This is a genomic window from Epibacterium sp. ABZ3_068, from assembly GCF_056159265.1.
Genome location: NZ_JBSWUV010000003.1, coordinates 16759 through 36754 on the forward strand (window position 1 = coordinate 16759; position 19996 = coordinate 36754).

Annotated in this window: 17 protein-coding genes; 8 read left to right on the forward strand and 9 right to left on the reverse strand. The window is 59.5% G+C overall.

Annotated features, from left to right (window positions below; translation table 11 throughout):
* Window positions 1-185: 185 nt before the first annotated feature.
* The 3 genes from repA to repC all read left to right on the forward strand — a co-directional run bounded on the left by repA (window position 186) and on the right by repC (window position 3765).
* Window positions 186-1433 (forward strand): plasmid partitioning protein RepA, encoded by a 1248-nt coding sequence (gene repA / locus ACXAEW_RS20985; RefSeq protein WP_474943289.1) that lies wholly within the window; start codon window positions 186-188, stop codon window positions 1431-1433.
* Window positions 1423-2370: a plasmid partitioning protein RepB gene (gene repB, locus ACXAEW_RS20990; protein ID WP_474943290.1), complete on the forward strand. Its 948-nt coding sequence runs from the start codon at window positions 1423-1425 to the stop codon at window positions 2368-2370. Before repA ends, repB begins: the two co-directional genes overlap by 11 nt.
* 210 nt (window positions 2371-2580) lie before the next feature.
* Window positions 2581-3765, forward strand: coding sequence for a plasmid replication protein RepC (repC, locus tag ACXAEW_RS20995; RefSeq protein ID WP_474943291.1), 1185 nt, complete (start codon window positions 2581-2583; stop codon window positions 3763-3765).
* 196 nt (window positions 3766-3961) lie between these two features.
* On the opposite strand, the gene ACXAEW_RS21000 is transcribed toward repC, so the two are convergent.
* The 4 genes from ACXAEW_RS21000 to ACXAEW_RS21015 form a co-directional block, all read right to left on the reverse strand.
* A complete protein-coding gene (locus tag ACXAEW_RS21000) occupies window positions 3962-4582 on the reverse strand; it encodes an isochorismatase family protein (protein WP_474943292.1) in 621 nt (206 codons plus the stop codon).
* A 58-nt stretch (window positions 4583-4640) separates the two neighbouring features.
* Entirely contained in the window at window positions 4641-5672 is a 1032-nt protein-coding gene (locus ACXAEW_RS21005) for a 2,5-dihydroxypyridine 5,6-dioxygenase NicX family protein (RefSeq protein WP_474943293.1), read from the reverse strand.
* Window positions 5673-5720: 48 nt separating this feature from the next.
* Complete coding sequence (locus ACXAEW_RS21010; RefSeq protein WP_474943294.1) at window positions 5721-6497, reverse strand: alpha/beta fold hydrolase; 777 nt, start codon at window positions 6495-6497, stop codon at window positions 5721-5723.
* A gap of 200 nt (window positions 6498-6697) precedes the next feature.
* Complete coding sequence (locus tag ACXAEW_RS21015) at window positions 6698-7132, reverse strand: MarR family winged helix-turn-helix transcriptional regulator (RefSeq protein ID WP_474943295.1); 435 nt, start codon at window positions 7130-7132, stop codon at window positions 6698-6700.
* Between the two features lie 318 nt (window positions 7133-7450).
* Between ACXAEW_RS21015 and ACXAEW_RS21020 the strand changes: the two genes are divergently transcribed.
* The 3 genes from ACXAEW_RS21020 to ACXAEW_RS21030 all read left to right on the forward strand — a co-directional run bounded on the left by ACXAEW_RS21020 (window position 7451) and on the right by ACXAEW_RS21030 (window position 12706).
* Window positions 7451-7945: a (2Fe-2S)-binding protein gene (locus ACXAEW_RS21020; protein WP_474943296.1), complete on the forward strand. Its 495-nt coding sequence runs from the start codon at window positions 7451-7453 to the stop codon at window positions 7943-7945.
* Window positions 7935-11408, forward strand: coding sequence for a molybdopterin cofactor-binding domain-containing protein (locus tag ACXAEW_RS21025; RefSeq protein WP_474943297.1), 3474 nt, complete (start codon window positions 7935-7937; stop codon window positions 11406-11408). Before ACXAEW_RS21020 ends, ACXAEW_RS21025 begins: the two co-directional genes overlap by 11 nt.
* A gap of 152 nt (window positions 11409-11560) precedes the next feature.
* Window positions 11561-12706 (forward strand): FAD-dependent monooxygenase, encoded by a 1146-nt coding sequence (locus ACXAEW_RS21030; RefSeq protein ID WP_474943298.1) that lies wholly within the window; start codon window positions 11561-11563, stop codon window positions 12704-12706.
* Between the two features lie 43 nt (window positions 12707-12749).
* On the opposite strand, the gene ACXAEW_RS21035 is transcribed toward ACXAEW_RS21030, so the two are convergent.
* The 5 genes from ACXAEW_RS21035 to ACXAEW_RS21055 form a co-directional block, all read right to left on the reverse strand.
* Complete coding sequence (locus ACXAEW_RS21035) at window positions 12750-13289, reverse strand: cysteine hydrolase family protein (RefSeq protein ID WP_474943299.1); 540 nt, start codon at window positions 13287-13289, stop codon at window positions 12750-12752.
* A gap of 33 nt (window positions 13290-13322) precedes the next feature.
* Entirely contained in the window at window positions 13323-14024 is a 702-nt protein-coding gene (locus ACXAEW_RS21040; RefSeq protein WP_474943300.1) for an ABC transporter ATP-binding protein, read from the reverse strand.
* Window positions 14017-14805, reverse strand: coding sequence for an ABC transporter ATP-binding protein (locus tag ACXAEW_RS21045; protein ID WP_474943301.1), 789 nt, complete (start codon window positions 14803-14805; stop codon window positions 14017-14019). Before ACXAEW_RS21045 ends, ACXAEW_RS21040 begins: the two co-directional genes overlap by 8 nt.
* Complete coding sequence (locus ACXAEW_RS21050; protein WP_474943302.1) at window positions 14802-16655, reverse strand: ABC transporter permease; 1854 nt, start codon at window positions 16653-16655, stop codon at window positions 14802-14804. The genes ACXAEW_RS21045 and ACXAEW_RS21050 overlap by 4 nt, the downstream gene beginning before the upstream one ends.
* A 79-nt stretch (window positions 16656-16734) precedes the next feature.
* On the reverse strand, window positions 16735-17940 hold the full coding sequence (locus ACXAEW_RS21055) for an ABC transporter substrate-binding protein (RefSeq protein ID WP_474943303.1): 1206 nt from the start codon (window positions 17938-17940) through the stop codon (window positions 16735-16737).
* 333 nt (window positions 17941-18273) lie between these two features.
* Here ACXAEW_RS21055 and ACXAEW_RS21060 point away from each other — a divergent pair, with 333 nt between their 5' ends.
* Both ACXAEW_RS21060 and ACXAEW_RS21065 read left to right on the forward strand, forming a co-directional pair.
* A complete protein-coding gene (locus ACXAEW_RS21060; RefSeq protein WP_474943304.1) occupies window positions 18274-19542 on the forward strand; it encodes a flavin-containing monooxygenase in 1269 nt (422 codons plus the stop codon).
* Between the two features lie 37 nt (window positions 19543-19579).
* Window positions 19580-19996 carry a RidA family protein gene (locus tag ACXAEW_RS21065; protein WP_474943305.1) on the forward strand — a complete coding sequence of 139 codons (417 nt, stop codon included), beginning with the start codon at window positions 19580-19582 and terminating at the stop codon, window positions 19994-19996.

Below are 19996 nucleotides of genomic sequence, written 5' to 3' on the forward strand. Positions count from 1 at the left end.
CAAATCGAAAATGCTACGTTAAATAAATGGCGCAATCAGCCGCCGGCTGGATTAGTGTCTAATAGGGCTGCGAACACCACCTGTGGAAAATTTTCTTGCAAGAATCGTGGTTTCTGCCCCATTACTTACGGAAAGCAGTGAATAAAACGACATGATCCGTAACAAACGGATCAATTGAGGGCAGAATGGACGATGTGACGGCAGAAGCCAATCCACTCGCCGATCTTTTTGACGGTGTGGATTCCTCCGCCTTGGGCGAACGTATTGATCTTTTGGTGGGCGACCATGCTCGTCGGCTGTCGGAACGCTTGCAGGCGCATCGCGCCCAATTGTTCCCGCCGGATGCCAAACGGTCCTTGCGCAAATTCACCTCGGGTGAGGCGGCCGATCTGTTGGGCGTCAAAGATGCCTATTTGCGCAAACTGCACCTGGATGGCCGCGGCCCCTCCCCTGAAACACGGGCCGGCGGGCGGCGCTATTATTCACCCGAAAACCTACAGGAGCTGCGCGAGCTGTTGGAGGCCGGCGCTAAATCTCCCGGCACTTATCTGCCCGGACGCCGCGACGGTGACCATCTGCAAGTGATCACGGTGATCAACTTCAAAGGCGGCTCTGGCAAGACAACCACCGCCGCCCATCTGGCCCAGAAAATGGCGCTGGATGGCTATCGTGTTTTGGCGATCGACCTCGATCCGCAGGCCTCCCTGTCGGCGCTGCACGGGTTCCAGCCCGAATTTGATCTGTTGGACGGCGGCACGCTCTATGATGCGATCCGCTATGATGACCCGGTGCCTCTGCAACAGGTCATTCAAAAGACCTACTTCACGAATCTCGATATAATTCCAGGGAATTTGGACCTGATGGAGTTCGAGCACGAGACCCCCCGTGCGCTGGTCCAACGAGATGGTAACCTTTTCTTCACCAGGATTGGCGACGCGCTGCAACCAGTGGAGAAAGATTATGACGTTGTTGTTGTCGACTGCCCGCCTCAGCTTGGGTTCCTCACCATGTCGGCCCTCTCGGCCGCCACGGCTGTTCTGGTCACGGTCCACCCGCAGATGCTGGATGTGATGTCCATGTGCCAGTTCCTGTTGATGACATCGAACCTGTTGGGCGTAGTCTCCGAGGCCGGAGGCAATATGTCCTATGACTGGCTGCGCTATGTGGTCACCCGCTATGAACCGGGTGATGGTCCGCAAAACCAGATGGTCAGCTTTATGCGCTCCATGTTCGGGGAACATGTGCTGAACCATCCGGTTCTGAAATCCACGGCGATTTCCGATGCGGGCATCACCAAACAGACCCTGTACGAGGTCGAAAAAGGCCAGTTCACCCGCGCAACTTACGAACGCGCGATGGAGAGCCTGAATTCGGTCAACGGCGAGATTGAAGCGCTGGTGCAGCAGGCTTGGGGGCGGACACATGGCGCGTAAGAACCTGTTAAAAGGGCTGATGGAGGCCTCCCCTGCCCCGGAAACACCGCCTGCACAAACCCGTGTGGATGTTGCCAAGCCGCGGTATTCTTCGGGGGCCATCGGCGCGGTCAGCCAGTCGATCTCGGATCTAAAGTCCCGCGCGGTTCAGGAAATTGATCCCCGGATGATTGACGCCGGCGGTCTGCGCGACCGTCTCGACGAAGAGGGCGGCCTGAATGAGCTGATCGCCTCAATCGAGGAATACGGCCAGCAGGTGCCCGTGCTGCTGCGGCCCAATCCGAATTACCCGGAACGCTACCAGGTGGTCTATGGCCGTCGCCGGGTATCGGCGCTGCGGGCCTTGGGCAAACCGGTCAAGGCGCTGATCCGGGTCCTGGATGATCGCGAATTGATCGTGGCCCAGGGTCAGGAAAACAGCGCCCGGCGCGATCTGAGTTTCATCGAACGGGTGAATTTCGCCCGACAGATGCGGCAAATGGGGTATGAGCGCAAAGTGATCTGTGACGCGTTGCACGTGGATAAGACATTGATTTCACGTATGCTTTCCGTTGCAGACCGTATCCCAGAGCCGCTGATCAACGCCATTGGTGCAGCACCTTCGGTGGGCCGGGATCGGTGGTTGAAGCTGGCGGACCTTCTAGAGAAATCAGACCTGGACACCGCTGTAACTGCCGCTTTGGGCGATGGGTCTGATGACCGGTTTGACGCGGTTCTGACCTCCTTGACCCCCGCACGCCCCCCTGCCCCGCCGCCACAGAAATCCACCCTCACCGGCGCTGGTGGACAGGCCCTCGGAGAGGTCAAACGCGGCAAAGGCAAGACCACGCTAACCCTGAACGCGCAGACCAGCGAAGGGTTCGAGGAATGGTTGGTCGACAACATCAGTGAGCTTCACACCCAGTGGCAGTTCGAACGTAAAAACAGCAACGGGTGACGAAGGCCGGGCCATGCGCCCGGTTTCATCGAGCAGGAAACAAACAGGAGGCACAAAGCAGACAGAACCCGAAAAACGAAGACCCCCCAGGATTAGATCCCGAGAGGCCTCCAATGGTTATGTAGCAATTCCATTTTAGGCCAGAGTGTTGACGGCTGTCAACTCGCACCCGGTCCGGGTGGGCGAAAAAGTTTTGTCTCGTGATAAAATATGGAACATCTCACATCGACGCCTTTTGGGCGGCGGCCGGTGACGGCTGGGCTGATTGCCCAGGCCGCGGCCATTCGGCAGTTTGCCGACCCTGTTTCGGTGGACAAATGGGCACTGTTTCGTGACCTGACCACCGCACGCCACAGCTTTGACCTCGGTGACCGCACGCTGATGGTCCTGAATGCACTGCTGACTTTTCTGCCGGAAAAAGAGATGACATCCGGCAGCCAGATGGTCGTCTTTCCATCAAACCGGACCTTGTCCGATCGGTGTCACGGCATGGCCGAAAGCACCCTGCGGCGGCATCTGGCAGCGCTGGTAGAGGCCGGTCTGATCCTGCGCCACGACAGTCCCAACGGCAAACGCTATGCGCGGCGTGGCCCCGGTGGAACAATTGCGCGCGCCTTTGGTTTTGACCTTTCCCCCCTCCTCAGCCGCTGCGCGGAGATTTCCAATCTGGCGGAAGACAGCCGCAGAGCAACAGCCGAACTCACCCTGCAACGGGAACGGATCTCTTTGATGCGCCGGGACGCTTTCAAATTGGCAGAGTTCGGTATCACCGAATATCCAGCCGCCGATTGGCCTGCCCTGCTTGCCTCACTTGAGCAGCTGACAAAGCTCCTGCGCCGCAAACTCTCAGCTGCAGAACTCACAGAAATAGAGACCCGGCTTGGGGATATTCTTGTGCACATCCGCGCCGAAATCGAGCCTAATACAGAAGAACTGAGCGGCTGTGACAGCGAAAATGAGCGGCACTATCAGACTTCAAAGAAAGAAATCTTAGAGTCTGAACAGGTCACAAAAACCAAGCAATCCGTCCCGCAGTCACAAAGCCGAGCAAGCAAAGAAAAGATTAAGCTACCTTTGTCCGCTGTGCTTGAAGCCTGCCCGGATATTCTGCCCTATTGCGATGGCCCCCCCCGCAGTTGGCGGGATCTCATTGGTGCGGCCTCACATCTGCGGGGTATGATGGGGATTGATCATTCTGCCTGGGATGAGGCTATGAGACTGATGGGACCAGAAGCGGCTTCCGTAACGCTGGCCTGTATCCTTCAGCGCTTTACTGAGATACGAAACCCGGGTGGCTATCTGCGATCCTTGTCTTCAAAGGCGGCGCAGAACCAATTCTCACCAACTCCGATGGTCATGGCGCTTGTGAACGGATCCAATCGAATATCCGCCTGAAGATCCGCTAGCCTCCGGGTTCTTGCCGCACGTCAGGCGATGTTGACAGCTGTCAACACGGCTTCCAAGTGCCTGGTTCAGATATGGGGGACCGTGGGAGCGACAAGGATTTGAAGAAGCCAGAACGCTCTGCGCCCTCAGTTGACAGCTGTCAACGCCCCCTCCCCGCCTGTGTCCTGCAAACACCGGCGCCTGTTCAAAAGGATTGCAGCCAATCCAGTATGTCCTTTGATGAGGTCACATCGCCGTACTTCTGATCAATGTCATAGAGGCTGGCCGCATGAGGAGCCTCTGCCCGATCCACACAACAATCTGCGGGCACCAGCACGTTGAACCCGGCCTGCACCCCGTCGACCGCGGTTGCTCTGACACAGCCCGACGTCGTCGCCCCGCAGACAATCAGCGTATCGGCCCCTGCCCCGGTCAACAGCGCTGCAAGGTTGGACCCATAGAAAGATGACGCCCCTTTCTTCACCACAATCGGGTCCGTTGGCTGAATGCCCGTGGCAATGTTGATTTCAACCAGATGACTGCCCGCGATCAGGTCCCGCATACCCGTGGCCTTCTTCAGCCAGGCCAGATGCGCCACCTCGCCAAGCTCATAGGCAATGGTGCTGAAGACGACCGGAAAACCCTGTGCGCGAGCCAGATCGCAGATCGCCTTGGTCTTGGCCATTTCTACACGGGCCTCGGATGCGGTTGGGTATTGCGGATCGGTAAACCCATAGGAGAAGTCCACGACAACAACGGCGGGCCTTGTGCCCCGGGGTATGCGGGTGCCAAATCCGGCCGCTTGGTAGATGGTTTCCTGAGACATGATCACCTCCCAAAAAAAAGCCCCGGATAAAACCGGGGCCGTGTTGCCAAGTTTCAGATCAGCTGCGTTCCATCTGCAGCTCTTTCACCACGATGTCCCCGTCGATCACCACCGGTTCATCGTCCAGGAACAAGGAACAGCCGCGCATCGGAATATCCAGATGGCAGGCCGTATCGTTGGGACCGCCCAGTTCGTTGTTCGGACCGGTCGAGAACATCACATTGCCATAGAAGCTGCGCGGCTCCATCCCCATGCCACCAGGAAAGGCGCCGGGAACCATATTGTGCCATTTCGCATGGGGGTTCATGCCCCAACCCACGTGGCTCATCCCCATGCCGCGGGGATCGTTGAAATCATCCATATAGGATTTCACCAGCTCGGCATCCAAACCACCCCGGATGTCAGTCACAAACCCCTTCTCGATGGTATAGGTGATCGGATCCCGTACATAGATGTTTTGCGGCAGCAGAACGTCGCCCGGAGCCACCACGATCTGACCGTCCACGCCATCATCATCCCCACCGGTAAACACAAAGCCAGAGGGCCAGTGATCCCAGCGGCCCGGTTCATCGGTACAAGCGTATTCGGTGACCGTCGGATAGGTGTTGAGCTTGTAGGTAACATCGGTGCCATTGGGCGATGTGATGCGCATGACCTTGGCCCTGGCCAGCAGGTCACCGCCGATTTCAACCTTTTCGCGGATCTCTTTGGTGGGCAGCATCCGCGCCAGAAGTTCGGGCGGCTCTACCGCTGTCAGGATCCGTGTGCCAGAGGCCTGGATGTCAAATTGCTCTGGGCTGAACAGAAGGAAAATACAGTCGATCAGCATATCGCAGTTCTTGAGCGCCTCAACCGCTTCGGGCATCGCAGCCAGTCCGGTCTGGCCCACGGCCCATTGCCCCACCACCGGAGGCGCAGGCAGGCGCATGTGATACATATTCGCGCCCAGAATGCGGCCCGCCGCCATAAAGGCGTCCGCATAATCCAGACGTTCGTTGCCTTGTGTCAAAACGATCAGCCGCTCGTCCGATTGGACACCGGACATTTTCAGCTGATGCAGGCAGATGTCTGTGAAACTTGCATGATCCATGGTTGGGTTTCCCTGTCTTTGTCCCTGTCGTGGGGTGTCTTTGTCGCGTTAAAAGTCGCGGACCGCGTCCATGAAACCGTCCAGATCATCCCAGGGGATCATATGTCCGGCACCGGGCACGATGCGCTGTTGAATGGCGGGGTTCAGCTGGGCCACTTCGGCCTGATCGGCGGTGTCCACAACATCGGCTCCGCCTGCAATCACAAGCCGCGTGGGTTTGACCATTCTGGGCAGGTCCTGATGGATGTCATCTGTGTGGAACCCATCAAAGGCAATGCGGATCGCACCCCAATGGCAGGTGTGCAGCCACTCGGCGCGCAGCGCCAGCTGTTCCTCTGTCCAGGTCGGGCAATAGGCGCGCATATCCTCTGCGGTACAGGCCTTGGTGGCCATCACGATGCTGTCGCCATACCAGGGCCATTGCGACGGGTAAGGGCGGCGGTTGGGGCCGGACATGGGTGGGTCAACCAGAATATATCCTGAAAACGGCGCTGCATCGCGGGCGTTGGCGCGTATGGCAATCCGCGCACCCATCGAATGGCCCAGTACCACCGGTTGATCCATTTCCTTGGCAATGGCAATAATATCGTCGGCCAAGGCATCCAGCGTGTAATCCAGATCGCCGGTTTCGCTCAGCCCGCGGCCCCGCACGTCCAGAACATGCACCTCAAAAAGCTCCGACAGTCGTTCTGCGACAAACCCCCAGGTGACAGCCGGTGAGGTGATGCCGGGGATCAGCAGCATCTGTTTGGCCTGCGGCGGCCCGTCATGGCGCAGCAGATGCAGGCGAATTCCATTGGCGTTGATATTGTATCCGATCTTCATTTCGGCGTCCTTTTAGGTGGAGGCGAAGCGTAGAACGAAGGCTAGCAAGTTTTTTATTTGTGTGCATGCGAATAATATATGGCGCGCACCACTTTGCGGTGCAGGCACAGGAATGCACGCGTTTTGAGCATAGGGCGACATCGGTTTACCCCCGCTGCGGCAAACAGCAGGGTGCAAAAATTCGGTCGACGGATGGGCGCTTAGGTGATCCGGCGCAAAAGGGTCAACAAAGTCGCCGCTTCGGCATCGCTCAGCGGGCCCAGCGTTTCCTTGGTGATCTCTTGCATCTCGGGCAGGACGCGATCCAGAACCGCGCGGCCTTTTTCGGTGGTCTTCAGAATGTAGCGACGGCGGTCAACCTGGTCCGGTTCAGACTGGATCAAGCCCTGATCCTTGAGCCGGGTGACAACCCCTTTGGTCGTGGCTGCATCCATGGCAACCAAACGCCCCAGTGCGTTTTGCGAGACCGGACCGGGTTCCGTGGCCAAACGATACAGCGTAGAGAACTGCATCGCTGTCAGCCCGGATGGATTATGGCTGCTAAAGATGGTCATATGCCGCTGATAGGCCTTGCGCAGAACAAACCCGATCTGTTTGTCCAAATCATAAGGGGTGGGGGAGTCCTGGTCGCTCATGGCTGGCCGTGGTCTTTCTGATCTGGAAAAGTTGCATCAACGTTGTTTGACGGTTGAAATGGCATGAATGGAAAAGGAAAATCAAACTAAAATCGCAGTGTATGTGCGAAGGATACGGGGCTTCCGGTCACGGGGACGGTGCTTGCCTGTTAAGCAATGCGCCACAGGGGGCGCAATTGATGTCTGCGACACTCCTCAAATCCCTTGCTATCCCTTTGTTGGTGTACATATGATAAATCCACCGCAACAGAGCCGACCTTCTGACCAACCCATTGGCCGCCACACCGCAGCCCAAGACGCAGCCCGACAGGACCCAAGGTGACACTATACGACATGACCTTCACGCTGAATGGCCAGGAGGAACACGCACGGGTAGGGCAGGGGGATACGGTTCTGGACCTTCTGCGCGACAGCTTCCGCCTGACCAGTGCGAAATACGGCTGTGGCCTGGCGCAATGCGGAGCCTGCACGGTTCTTGTGGATGGCGAACCGGCCCGCGCATGTGTGTTGAAAGCGGCGCGCCTGCGGGGAAAGGCTGTCACCACGTTGGAAGGCCTGTCCAATGGCGAAACGCTTCACCCGGTGCAACAGTCCTTTGTCGACGCGCAGGCGGCACAATGTGGGTATTGCCTGAACGGGATGATTATGACGACCGTCGGATTCCTGAAGCAGAACCCAGCGCCCACGCGCGCTGAAATCCGCGAGGCCCTGAAATACAACCTATGCCGCTGTGGTGCCCATATGGAGATCATAGACGCCGTGGAACGCGCGGCCATGGCCCTGTCACAGGAGCAGACCTCCCATGACGACTAAGGCGGGCGGGGACGCTTTGGGAATGGTCTCTGTCTTTGAGGACCGCCCCGAGGGGCGCAGGCTCCATGTGCAGATCGACGGTATGGGACGGATCACGGCGTTCAACGGTCATGTGGATCTGGGAACCGGTATTGAAACCGCGTTGGCGCAGATTGTCGCCGAAGAGCTGGACGCCACGATGGATCGGGTCACCGTTGTTCTGGGGGATACCGCCCGGACGCCGGATCAGGGTCCAACCATCGCATCCGAGACCATTCAGGTGGCAGCGCTTCCCCTGCGTCAGGGGGCGGCCCAGCTTCGGCAATACCTGTTGGGGCAGGGGGCGCGTCGGCTCAATGCGCCGGTTGACGGGGTGACAGCTGTCAACAATCAGGTGGCGTGGCGCGACGCGCGGCTCTCCTTTGCGGATCTGGTGGCGGGACAGGATGTGTCCATGCGGCTCGACCCGGAAACCCCAGTGAAGGATCCCGCAGACTATCGGATTGTCGGACAGCCCATCGGGCGGCGGGACCTGCCGGAAAAGGCGCGGGGAACCTTTGCCTTTATTCAGGATGTGGCAGTGGAGGGCATGCTGCATGGCCATGTGATCCGCCCGCCCTATGCGGGGCGCGACAGCGGCGCCTTTGTCGGCCAAAGCCTGATATCCTGGGATGAGGCGGCGATTTCAAAGGCTCCGGGCTTTGTTGCCGTGGTGCGGGACGGGGATTTTCTGGGCGTGGTTGCGCAGACGCCGACACAGGCGCGTATATTGGCCGAGGCGCTGCCGGTCCAGTGGCGACATGCGCCCCCGACGCCGGACCTTGGGGATTTGAAAAAGGGGCTGAAATCCGCCCCCTCGACACCGCGTCTGTTGGATGATCAGGGCGATTTTGCCAGTGCGTTTGCTGCGGGTGCCAAACAGCTGGAGCGCACCTATGTCTGGCCCTATCACCTGCATGGCTCCATCGGCCCGTCCTGCGCGGTTGCGGATTGGAACAACGGCCAGCCGATTGTTTGGTCCGGCACGCAGAACCCTCATCTGTTGCAGGGGGATCTGGCCAAACTGGTGCAGCTGGATCCTGAAATGGTGGACATCCGGCGCTATCAGGCGGCTGGCTGTTACGGGCGCAACTGCGCGGATGATGTCTGTGCCGATGCGCTGTTGATGGCCCGGGCGGTTGGCAGCCCGGTGCGGGTGCAGCTGACACGGGCGCAGGAGCATCTGTGGGAGCCCAAGGGCGCGGCCCAGCTGATGGAGGTGAAGGGGGCGCTGGATGCAACACAGGACATCAGCGCCTATGCTTTGGAGACCTGGTATCCCTCCAACCGGGCGCCCAATCTGGGGCTGTTGCTGACGGGGCGCATATCGCCCGAGCCGCGCCCCTCCGATATGGGAGACCGGACCACAATCCCGCCCTATCGCATTCCCAACCGTAAGATCACAGTGCATGACATGGCTCCGATCGTGCGGGCCGCCTGGATGCGTGGCGTGTCGGCACTGCCCAATACCTTTGCCCATGAGAGTTTTGTGGACGAATTGGCCCATGAGGCCGGTGAGGATCCGCTGGCCTTTCGTCTGCGCCACATTGATGATCCGCGTACCCGGGATCTGGTTGAAAAGACCGCCGCCGAAGCAGGCTGGACGCCCGGCACCGGTCCACGTCTGCAGCGCGAAGGGCGCATGGCCTTTGGGCGGGGGTTTGCCTTTGCGACCTATGTGCACGGGTCCTGGCCCGGTGTGGCAGCGGCGGCGGCGGCCTGGGTCTGTGATGTTGCGGTGGATACGGAAACCGGAGAGATCACCCTGACACGGGTGATTGTGGGGCAGGACCAGGGGCTGGTGATCAACCCCGATGGCGTGCGTCAGCAGATCGAAGGCAATGTTATTCAGACCGCCAGCCGCGCCTTGGTCGAAGGCGTTGCGGTCGACACCATTACACCCGCTCCCAAAAGCTGGGCGGATTACCCGATCCAGACGTTTGACCAGCTGCCGGAGATCCGCACCCTGTTGATTGATCGCCCCAATGACCCCGCCCTTGGCGTGGGGGAAAGTGCCGCGGTTCCGGCGGCAGCGGCCATTGCCAATGCGATCTTTGATGCTACCGGCGTGCGCCTGCGCGAGGCGCCCTTTACCCCGGAAAAAATGCGGGCTGCTCTTGGCGGCGCTGCGTGGGGTCCGCCCTCGGTGCCGCCCCTGCGGTCCTCGGTCTCTGCTGTCTCTCCGGTCGGTCGGTTGGCAAAACGCGTTGCGGCGCTGGCGGGAGGTGTGGTGATGCTGGGCGCGCTGGCCTTGCCCGTGGCACGGGCGATCCCGGCACAGCAGGCCCCCGCCGCAAGTTCCTTTTCGCGGGAGGTGCTGGCGCGTGGGGCAGAGGTCTTTGCCGCCGGGGATTGCGCGGTCTGTCACACGGCAGAGGGCGGTCTCCAAAACGCAGGCGGGCGCGCGATCAAGACGCCATTTGGCACCGTTTATTCTACCAATCTGACGCCTGACCCGGAAACAGGTTTGGGACGCTGGAGCTTTCAGGCCTTTGACCGCGCCATGCGGCGGGGGATCAGCCGGGACGGGCATAACCTCTATCCCGCCTTTCCCTATACCGCCTTCGCCAAGTTAAGCGATGCGGACATGTTTGCGCTTTATGCGCATCTGCAAACCTTGGACCCCGTGCAACAAGAGACACCGCAGGCGCGCATGTTGGGGCCGGTGGCGCTGCGCCCGGTCAATGCGGTCTGGAACAGCCTGTTTCATGACCCGAAACCCTTTGCACCAGACCCTGCGCGCTCGGACATCTGGAACCGGGGGAAATATCTGGTGGACGGGGCGGGACATTGCTCTGTCTGTCACAGCCCGCGCAATCTGTTTGGCGCTGAAAAGACCGGACCTCTGGCCCTGACGGGAGCCATGGTGGATGGCTGGTATGCGCCCGCGCTTGCGGGGTCGGGTTCGGCCGCACGGGGGTGGGATGAAGCGCAGTTCTTCTCCTATCTGAGCCAAGGCCACGCGCCGGGGTTGGCCAGCGCCGCAGGACCTATGGCCCCGGTGGTCGAGGCGCTCAGCACGTTGCCGCAGCAGGATTTGCGCGCGATGGCGACTTATCTCGCGTCGTTGCAGCCAGCGGATGGAGTGGCACAGTTTCGGGACGGGGATCGGGACCGGGCTCCGGTGCCCGAGGCGCAGATAGCCCCCGGGCCGGTGTCGCGATTGTTCCGGTCTGCCTGCGGCTCTTGTCACGAACCGGGCGGCGTTTCGATGCTGACGGCGGCGCAACTGCCGCTTGGCGTGTCAGCCGCGCTGCGTGCGCCCAGTTCTGAGGCGGTGAAATCCGTAATCCGCGCGGGGATTGAGGCCCCAATCACGCTTGAGCTGCGGGATATGCCGGGCTTCCGCGATGTTCTGTCAGAGGATCAGATCGAATCACTTGCCCATTATCTGCGGGCGCGTTTTGCGCCGGATTTGCCGCCTTGGTCAGGGGCAGGGGAGTAGCGCATGCGTGGTTTTCAGGCAGCCCCCTGGGAAAACGCAGGAAAAACATAATTCTTCCCGAAACATGCATGCCGGGGGCTGTTTCAGTAAAGTCGTTAGTGTGCTAACGATACATCAAGGCGAATAGAGACGTATACCAAGAGGCACCCCACATGGACCCTGTTGAAACCATTGATATTGCGGTGATCGGCGCAGGCCTTGGTGGCGCAGCCGCAGCGGCCGTCTTGGCGCAGGCCGGTTTTTCTGTACATACGTTTGAACAGGCCGCCGCGTTCACCCGGCTTGGCGCGGGGATCCATATTGGCCCCAATGTGATGAAGATCTTCCGCACCTTGGGGATCGAAGACAGGCTGGCCGACATCGGCGCCCACCCAAGCCATTGGTATTCACGCGATGGGAACACCGGTGCGTATCTGTCGAAAATCCCGCTGGGTGAATTTGCGCTGAAAGAATATGGCGCGCCCTATATCACCATTCACCGGGGCGACCTGCACAAGGTTCAGATTGACGCGCTGGACCCGAAAACAGTCCATTTCGGCTATCGTCTGGTGGATCTGCAAGAGCGCGAGACGGACGTGTTGCTGAGCTTTGATAACGGCAAGCAGATCGCGGCCAAACTGGTGGTGGGGGCGGATGGTATCAACTCCAAAATCCGCGAAGTGATGCTGGGTGTGGAAAAGCCCCGGTTCTCTGGCTGGGTTGGACATCGGGCGCTGGTCAATATGGACAAGCTGCGCGCCACCGGGTTGGAATATGAGCGGTGTGTCAAATGGTGGTGGGATCAGTCGCGCCACGTGATGGCCTATGCCACCAAACGCGATGGGTCCGAATATTACTTTGTCACCGGGGTGCCGGTGGGCGGTGAATGGGCGCATCAAGAGAGCTTTGTCGAGAGTTCCCAGGATGAGATGCAAGAGATCTTTGGCGGTTCGCATCCGATGGTGCAGGGGTTGATTGACGCCACCGAAGAGATCACCAAATGGCCGTTCTGGAACCGCGATCCGATGGGGCTGTGGTCGCGCGGACGTCTGGTGATGATTGGCGACGCCTGCCACCCGATGCGCCCGCATATGGCGCAAGGGGCCTGTATGGCAATCGAGGACGCGATGGTTCTGGCGCGCTGTCTGAAAAATTCGGGCATGGGCGGCTATAACGATGCCTTTGCCCGATATGAGGCAACACGGCGCGCGCGCGCCACCAAGGTGCAGACGATCTCTAACGCCAATACCTGGCTAAAAAAGCCCGAGGATCCGGCCTGGGTCTATGCCTATGATCCGGTGACCGCAGATCTGGCTTGATCTGGCCTGATTGGGGTCAGCGGGTCACCGGGGCAGGGGGGGCTTAGCCGTCCTGCCTTTTTTGTTCAGCTTCAACCGTGGTGAGACGGATCATCGGAGCGCGGTCGCGCATGACGTCCAGTGCCGCCTTGTGGAGATCGTCTGTGCCTGCTGCACAGGCATCGGTCACCAGCCGCACAAACCGCCCGTCATCGGCTGCTTCGATCGCGGTTCCAAGCACGCAGCAATCGGTTGACACACCGCAGATCACCAGCGTTGCATCTGCGGGCACATGGGCGCGAACCTCCTGCCATTTGGCAAAACGATGGCCCGCGATGCTGGGGCGGCTGTGCCAGACCGGCACCAGATCCCACAGCCAGGCAGTGTCGGGATCAAGCGCAAAGGGCCAGTCCTGATAATAGGGCACCCAGGCCCCGGTGGGTGTGTCTGGCGGGACAAAACGGGTAAAAATCACCCGGTCGCCAAAGGAGGGCAAAAGCGTTGCGATGTGGCTCTGACATTGGGCAAAACCCGGCGCGGCCCAGGGACTGGTCGGGTCTCCAAAGCCGGGCTGCATATCAATCACCAAAAGCCAGTCGGTCATGTGGGCGCTTTCTCTCAAAGGCAGGCGGGGCGTTCAGACCGCCAGATATTTGCTCTGGATATCCGGGTTTGCATCCAGTTCCGCAAACGTCCCGTCATAGCGTACGGAGCCTTTTTCGATAATATAGGCCCGGTCGGATACATGGCGGGCAAAATGCAGATTCTGTTCTGAGATCAGAACCGACAGCCCCTCGCGTTTCAGCTCTGCGATCACAAAGGCCATCTGTTCCACAATCACCGGTGCGATACCTTCGGAGGGTTCATCCAGTAAAACCATGCTGGGGTTTCCCATCAGGGTGCGGGCGATGGTCAGCATCTGCTGTTCGCCCCCGGACAGGTGTTTGCCCAGGTTCTTGCGTCGCTCGCTGAGGTTTGGAAACAGCTCATACAGGCGTTTCAGGGTCCATTCCGGTGCACCGGGGCGCTTTTCGCGCCGACCGACTTCGAGGTTTTCCTCAACTGTCAGGTCTTTGAAAATCCGGCGCTCCTCGGGGACATATCCCAGGCCCGCCCGGCAGATCGTATGGCTGGGCAGGGTCGAGATATCCTTGCCGTCAAACCGGATCTGCCCGGATTTGCTGCGCAACATGCCGATGATGGATTTCATCGTGGTGGATTTCCCGGCCCCGTTGCGACCCAACAGCGCGACAACCTCGTTTTGTCCAAGAGAGATCGACACATCGTGCAGGATTTGGGCCCGCCCATAACGGGCATTGAGGTGCGTGACATCAAGCATGGGTGGCCTCCTCCTTTTTGTTGTCGCTGGCAAAGGTGGCCCCGCCTCCCAGATAGACCTGTTGCACCATTTCATTGGCGCGGATTTCGGCCCCGGTGCCTTCTGCGATCAACGCGCCCCGGTTCAGAACCAGAATCCGGTGCGAATGGGCAAAAACCACATCCATGTCATGTTCGGTGAACACCACGCTCACATGGCCCTTGGCCACGATCTGCGCGGCCAGTTCCATCAGGGCGATGCGTTCGTTGGGGGCCATGCCGGCGGTGGGTTCATCCATCAACAGAAGGTCAGGATCATGGGCCAGCGCAATCGCAAGTTCGAGCCGTTTGAGATCCCCATAAGCCAGTTCCGAACAGGGGCGTCCGGCGTAGTTTTCCATCGAGACCAGCCGCAACAATGCCATTGCCTCGTCCACATACAGATGGGTGGCGCGGGAGAACAGCTGGAACACCTTCCGATGATAGGAAATCAGCGCCATTTGCACGTTTTCCAGCACCGTCATCGACAGGAATGTCTCGGTGATCTGGAAGGTGCGCCCCACCCCCATACGCCAGATTTTGCGCGGCGGCGTACCGATCAGCTCCCGGCCCAACAGTTTGACAGAGCCGCCGTCGGGACGCAGATATCCGTTCAACATGTTGAAACAGGTGGTTTTCCCCGCGCCATTGGGGCCGATCAGAGCCAGAAACTCTCCGCGTTTGACGTCAAAGCTGACGCCTTGCACGGCTTTGATGCCGCCAAAGCTCTTGGCGAGGTTGCGCACTTCCAGGACGGTTGTCATGTCTCTTTACCCCGCTTTGCTTTGAACACAGACGTCAGGCGGGTCAATCCACCGGCAACGCCATCTGGTGCAATCAGAACCACAACCAGAATGATGGCCCCAAAGATGAAGCGCCAGAAATCAAGGCGGGTGACCCAGTCCTCGATCAAGACAAAGACGGCGGCCCCCAGAAGCGGCCCGGCCAAGGCGTGTATCCCGCCCAGAAGCACCATGATCAGCCCGTCGATGGATTGCGCAATGCCAAGGCTGTCCGGGAAGACACTGCCCTTGGAGAAGGCAAAGACCGCACCGGCCAGCCCGGCAAAGCCACCGGCCAGGGTAAAGCCCATCCATTGATGGAATTTTGTGTCGCTGCCGATGGCTTCGGCGCGGGTGCGACTGTCGCGGATACCCCGTTGCATATACCCAAAGGGGGAATGCGCCACGCGCCGCAGGACCCAGATCCCGCCAACACATAAAACCAGTGCCACATAGAAATAGACCTGGTTTGAGCTGGCCCATTTTGCAGGCCAGACGCCTAGAATGCCGTCATCGCCGCCGGTGAAATCCTGCCATTGGAAGGTCACGCCCCACAGGATTTGCGCCGCAGCCATGGTGAGCATAGCGAGGTAGACGCCAGAGAGACGCACACAGAACCAGCCAAAGAACAGCGCGGTCAGCGTCGCAACCACCGGGGCAAAGATCAGCGCGGGGATCATGCCAAAACCCAGCAGTTTGACCATCAGCGCAGCGGAATAGGCGCCAACCCCGAAATAGGCGGCATGACCAAAGCTGACCATTCCGCCCACGCCCATCATAAAGTGCAAGGAGGCGGCGAACAGCATGGCCACCATCAGGTCGACCATCAGGATTGTTGAAAATTCAGAGACCACAACCGGGCTGAGCGCCAGGGCAAAGACACCGGCCAGCATGGCCATAGCGGCCTTTGGGCTGGGCAGGGTCATCGGCTGTTCCGGCTCTTCCGGGGCGCCATGTTCACTGCCGGGTTTGCCAAACAAGCCATAGGGGCGCAGGATCAGCACCACGGCCATGACGATAAACGGCAATACAATGGAAATCTGCGGAAAGATCAGCACCGCAAAGGCATTCAACACCGAGATCAGCACCGCCGCCACAAAGGCTCCGCTGACGCTGCCCATGCCGCCGATCACCACCACCACAAAGGCTTCGCCGATGACAGAGAGGTCCATTTGCAGGCTGACGGCCTCACGCGGGATCTGCAGCGCACCACCCAGACCCGCAAGCATGGCGCCCAGCATAAAGGCGGCCGAAAACAGCCAGGCCTGATTGACGCCCAAGGCGGCGACCATCTCTCGGTCCTGGGTGGCGGCCCGCACCAGAACGCCCCAGCGGGTGCGATGAAACAACAGCCAGATGCCCAGCAGGACCATAGGGCCGATGCAGATCAAGGCCAGATCATATTCGGGGATCGGCTCACCCATAATGCGGATTGCACGGTCCAGCCCCGGCGCGCGCGGCCCCAGAAGATCCTCTGCCCCCCAGGTGGCCAGCGTCAGATCCTGGATGATCAGAACCACGCCAAATGTCGCCACCAGTTGAAACAGTTCTGGCGCCTGATAGATGCGGCGCAGGATGGTGACCTCCATCAACAGACCGATGAGCCCGACGCCAACAGCCGCCGCCAGAATACTGAACCAGAAGCCAAAGACCCCGACATCGAGCCAGGTCACCAGCGTATAGGCCAGATAGGCTCCGACCATATAAAACGATCCATGGGCAAAATTGACAATCCGGGTCACCCCAAAGATGATCGACAGCCCCGAGGCGATCAGAAACAGAGAGGACGCATTCGCCAGCCCCGTCAGCAATTGTGCGAAGTAAAAGCTCATCAGCGTGGTAAGTCCTGTGGATTAAGGTGGACCGGCGCGGGGTGTGGAACACGCCGGTCCGGGTCAGGCAGGGAAGAGGTTATTCTGCCGGACGGAGTTTTGCGGCCTCTTCTTCGGAGGGCAGGTAGTTTTCACCGGCGGCATAGTTCCAATCCACCAGTTTCGGCGCACCATCGACCAAGGCCGTTTTGCCGACATAGGCACCCATGGTAGACTGGTGATCGGCGGCGCGGAACATAAAGGGTCCGGTGGGGCTGGAGGCGACTTCCAGCCCGTCCATCGCAGCCAGCAGCGCGTCCGTATCGGTGGATCCGGCTTTGGTCAGCGCGGCGGCAATGGCCAGAACTGAATTATACCCCACAACAGAGCCTGTTTTGGGCGCTTCGCCAAACTCCGCCTCATAGGCCGCGGCAAAGGACTTATGCGCGTCGGTCTGAATATCAGTGCCCGGGTAGCCGGTTACAATCCAGCCATCCGGCGTCTCACCTCCCAGCGGCAGCAGATATTCGGGTTCACCGGTCAACAGGGACGCAACCTCGCGACCGTCAAACAAATAGCGCAACGAACCTTCGCGGACGAATTTCGCCAGATCTCCGCCAAAGGTCACGTTAAAGATCGCGTCGGGTTTGGATTGCTCCAGCGCGCGTACGGTTGAGCCCGCGTCGATCTTGAAGATCGGGGGCCATTGTTCTTCGACAAATTCCACATCGGGGCGCAGACGGGAGAGTTCGGATTTGAACGCTTTGACCGCATCCTGACCATAGGCATAGTTCGGCGCAACCGTGGCCCATTTTACAGCGTCCAATTTGGCCGCCTGTTCCGCCAGCATGGCAGCCTGCATATGGGTCGAGGGGCGCAGACGATAGGTGTATTTATTGCCATTGGACCAGACAATTGCATCGGACAGCGGTTCAGAGGCCAGGAACAGGATTTCCTTTTGTTTGGCAAAATCCGCAACCGCCAGACCGACGTTGGACAGGAAAGTGCCAAAGATCATGACCGCGCCGTCCTTGGTCACCATTTCCTCGGCGATGCGGATGGCCGTGGCCGGATCCCCGGTATCGTCGCGGCTGTTGATCACCAGCGTCTTGCCATTGATGCCGCCGGCGTCATTGATCTCTTTCAGAGCCAGCTGCCAGCCCTTCTTGTAGGGTTCGGTAAAGGCCGGAAGGCGGGTATATGAGTTGATTTCCCCAACCACAATCTCCCCTTCAGCGTGGGCAAAGAAAGGGGTGAGCGCCAGACCAGCCGCCACGGCGATCCCAGCGAAGAATTTGTTAAACATGATGTCTCCCATTGGTTCAGCTTAGCGACTTGGGTCACTTTTGTTAGTGTGCAAATGATACATCTGCGACCCACTTTCCTGTCAACAGTGCAGGTGCTCAGATCCGGATACGCGCAGAAAGTCAGGATTTTTGCCTAATGAACAGTCAAAAATCGGCTGTGACCTCTCATTCTGCCTATGCGGAGCCAGAATCTACAGGCGGAGAGGCTGCGCATTGCACAAATGACTTAGGCTTTTCCGAAGCCATGGTTTTTCAATGTGTATTTTATGCGCCTTTCGCAGAGCAGTAAGCCTTGTGCAACCCTTTGGTCCGGACAGGAGGCACGACAGGCAATGTCGATAGAAAAAACAGATACGCTGGTTGTGGGCGGTGGACAGGCTGGCATTGCCATGAGCGAGCATCTTTCAAACCAGAACGTGCCCCATATTGTGCTGGAGAAAAACCGCATCGCCGAGGCCTGGCGGTCAGGCCGCTGGGATTCGCTGGTGGCCAATGGTCCCGCCTGGCATGACCGCTTCCCCCATATGCAGTTTGACGATGTCGCGCCGGATGCCTTTCCCGGCAAAGAACGGGTTGCGGATTATCTGGAGGACTATGCCAGGATGATCAAAGCGCCGATCCGCACCGGGGTGGAAGTGCTGAAGGCAGAGCGTCGGGAAAACGGGTCCGGTTTTCGGGTGGAAACTTCCGATGGTGTGATCAACGCCCAGCGGATTGTTGCGGCTACCGGTGCGTTTCAGCATCCGGTCATTCCGCCGATTGTGCCCGCCGAAACGCCGGTCGCCCAGATGCATTCCTTTGACTATCGCAACCCGGATCAACTGGCAGAAGGCGCTGTTCTGGTGGTGGGGGCGGGCTCATCGGGTGCCCAGATCGCCGAAGAGCTGCGCCGGGCCGGGCGGCGGGTCTTCCTGTCGGTTGGTCCCCATGACCGCCCGCCGCGCAGCTATCGCGGACGCGACTTTGTCTGGTGGCTTGGCGTTTTGGGGCTGTGGGATCTGGCAGCCATGAAACCTGGCACCGAACATGTCACCATCTCTGTCAGCGGCGCCTATGGCGGACGCACCATGGATTTCCGGCGTCTGGCGCAGGATGGTGTAACGCTGTTGGGCATGACCCAAGGGTGTGACGGGGGCGTGCTGACCATTGCCGACGACCTGCAGGGCAACATCGCACGGGGGGATGCGGATTATCTGGCCATGCTGGATGCGGCGGATGCCTATGTGCGGCGGAATGCTCTGGAGCTGCCCGAAGAGCCCGAGGCGCGCAGCCAATTTCCGGACCCGGATTGCCTGACCACGCCGCTGCGCAGTTTGGATCTGGCCCGCGAAGGGATCACCACCATCCTGTGGGCCACCGGGTTTCGCCAGGATTTTGACTGGCTTCAGGCCGCTGCCTTTGATGATCAGGGCAAACCTCGCCACCAGCGTGGCGTCTCGGTTGAACCCGGCGTCTATTTCCTGGGCCTGCCCTGGCAGTCCCGACGCGGCTCCAGCTTTATCTGGGGCGTCTGGCATGATGCGAAACATATCGCGGATCAGATCGCAATTCAGCGCAGCTACCAGGCCTATCGCGCGCCATTTGAAACATCGTCACAGTAACAACACATCCTATATATAATGACAGGGAGCCCCGCACATGGCCCATACCCGTATCCGCAAGTTCAATACCAGCGACACATATCCCGAACAGAACCTGGACAATGATCTGTGTCAGGCGGTGGTCACCACCGGAGGCAAGACCGTCTATATGCGGGGCCAATGCCCGCAGAACCTGGACGATGCGGTCAATATCGACAGCCATGATCCGGTCGAGCAGACCCACAAGGTGATGCAGAACATCAAACAGCTGATCGAGGAATGCGGCGGTTCGATGGAGCATCTGGTGAAAGTGGTGGTCTATATCACCGATGTCCGCCACCGCGAGGCGATCTATCGCACCATGGGGGAATACATCAAAGGGGTGCATCCGGTCTCGACCGGGTTGGTCGTGCAGGCGCTGGCGCGACCCGAATGGCTGGTGGAAATCGACGCCACCGCTGTCATCCCGGAGTAA

Bases quoted from the DNA above. Each gene is read 5' to 3' on its own strand.
- repA (WP_474943289.1), top strand. From the start codon at position 186: ATGGACGATGTGACGGCAGAAGCCAATCCACTCGCCGATCTTTTTGAC.
- repB (WP_474943290.1), top strand. From the start codon at position 1,423: ATGGCGCGTAAGAACCTGTTAAAAGGGCTGATGGAGGCCTCCCCTGCC.
- repC (WP_474943291.1), top strand. From the start codon at position 2,581: ATGGAACATCTCACATCGACGCCTTTTGGGCGGCGGCCGGTGACGGCT.
- ACXAEW_RS21000 (WP_474943292.1), bottom strand. From the start codon at position 4,582: ATGTCTCAGGAAACCATCTACCAAGCGGCCGGATTTGGCACCCGCATA.
- ACXAEW_RS21005 (WP_474943293.1), bottom strand. From the start codon at position 5,672: ATGGATCATGCAAGTTTCACAGACATCTGCCTGCATCAGCTGAAAATG.
- ACXAEW_RS21010 (WP_474943294.1), bottom strand. From the start codon at position 6,497: ATGAAGATCGGATACAATATCAACGCCAATGGAATTCGCCTGCATCTG.
- ACXAEW_RS21015 (WP_474943295.1), bottom strand. From the start codon at position 7,132: ATGAGCGACCAGGACTCCCCCACCCCTTATGATTTGGACAAACAGATC.
- ACXAEW_RS21025 (WP_474943297.1), top strand. From the start codon at position 7,935: ATGACGACTAAGGCGGGCGGGGACGCTTTGGGAATGGTCTCTGTCTTT.
- ACXAEW_RS21030 (WP_474943298.1), top strand. From the start codon at position 11,561: ATGGACCCTGTTGAAACCATTGATATTGCGGTGATCGGCGCAGGCCTT.
- ACXAEW_RS21035 (WP_474943299.1), bottom strand. From the start codon at position 13,289: ATGACCGACTGGCTTTTGGTGATTGATATGCAGCCCGGCTTTGGAGAC.
- ACXAEW_RS21040 (WP_474943300.1), bottom strand. From the start codon at position 14,024: ATGCTTGATGTCACGCACCTCAATGCCCGTTATGGGCGGGCCCAAATC.
- ACXAEW_RS21045 (WP_474943301.1), bottom strand. From the start codon at position 14,805: ATGACAACCGTCCTGGAAGTGCGCAACCTCGCCAAGAGCTTTGGCGGC.
- ACXAEW_RS21050 (WP_474943302.1), bottom strand. From the start codon at position 16,655: ATGAGCTTTTACTTCGCACAATTGCTGACGGGGCTGGCGAATGCGTCC.
- ACXAEW_RS21055 (WP_474943303.1), bottom strand. From the start codon at position 17,940: ATGTTTAACAAATTCTTCGCTGGGATCGCCGTGGCGGCTGGTCTGGCG.
- ACXAEW_RS21060 (WP_474943304.1), top strand. From the start codon at position 18,274: ATGTCGATAGAAAAAACAGATACGCTGGTTGTGGGCGGTGGACAGGCT.
- ACXAEW_RS21065 (WP_474943305.1), top strand. From the start codon at position 19,580: ATGGCCCATACCCGTATCCGCAAGTTCAATACCAGCGACACATATCCC.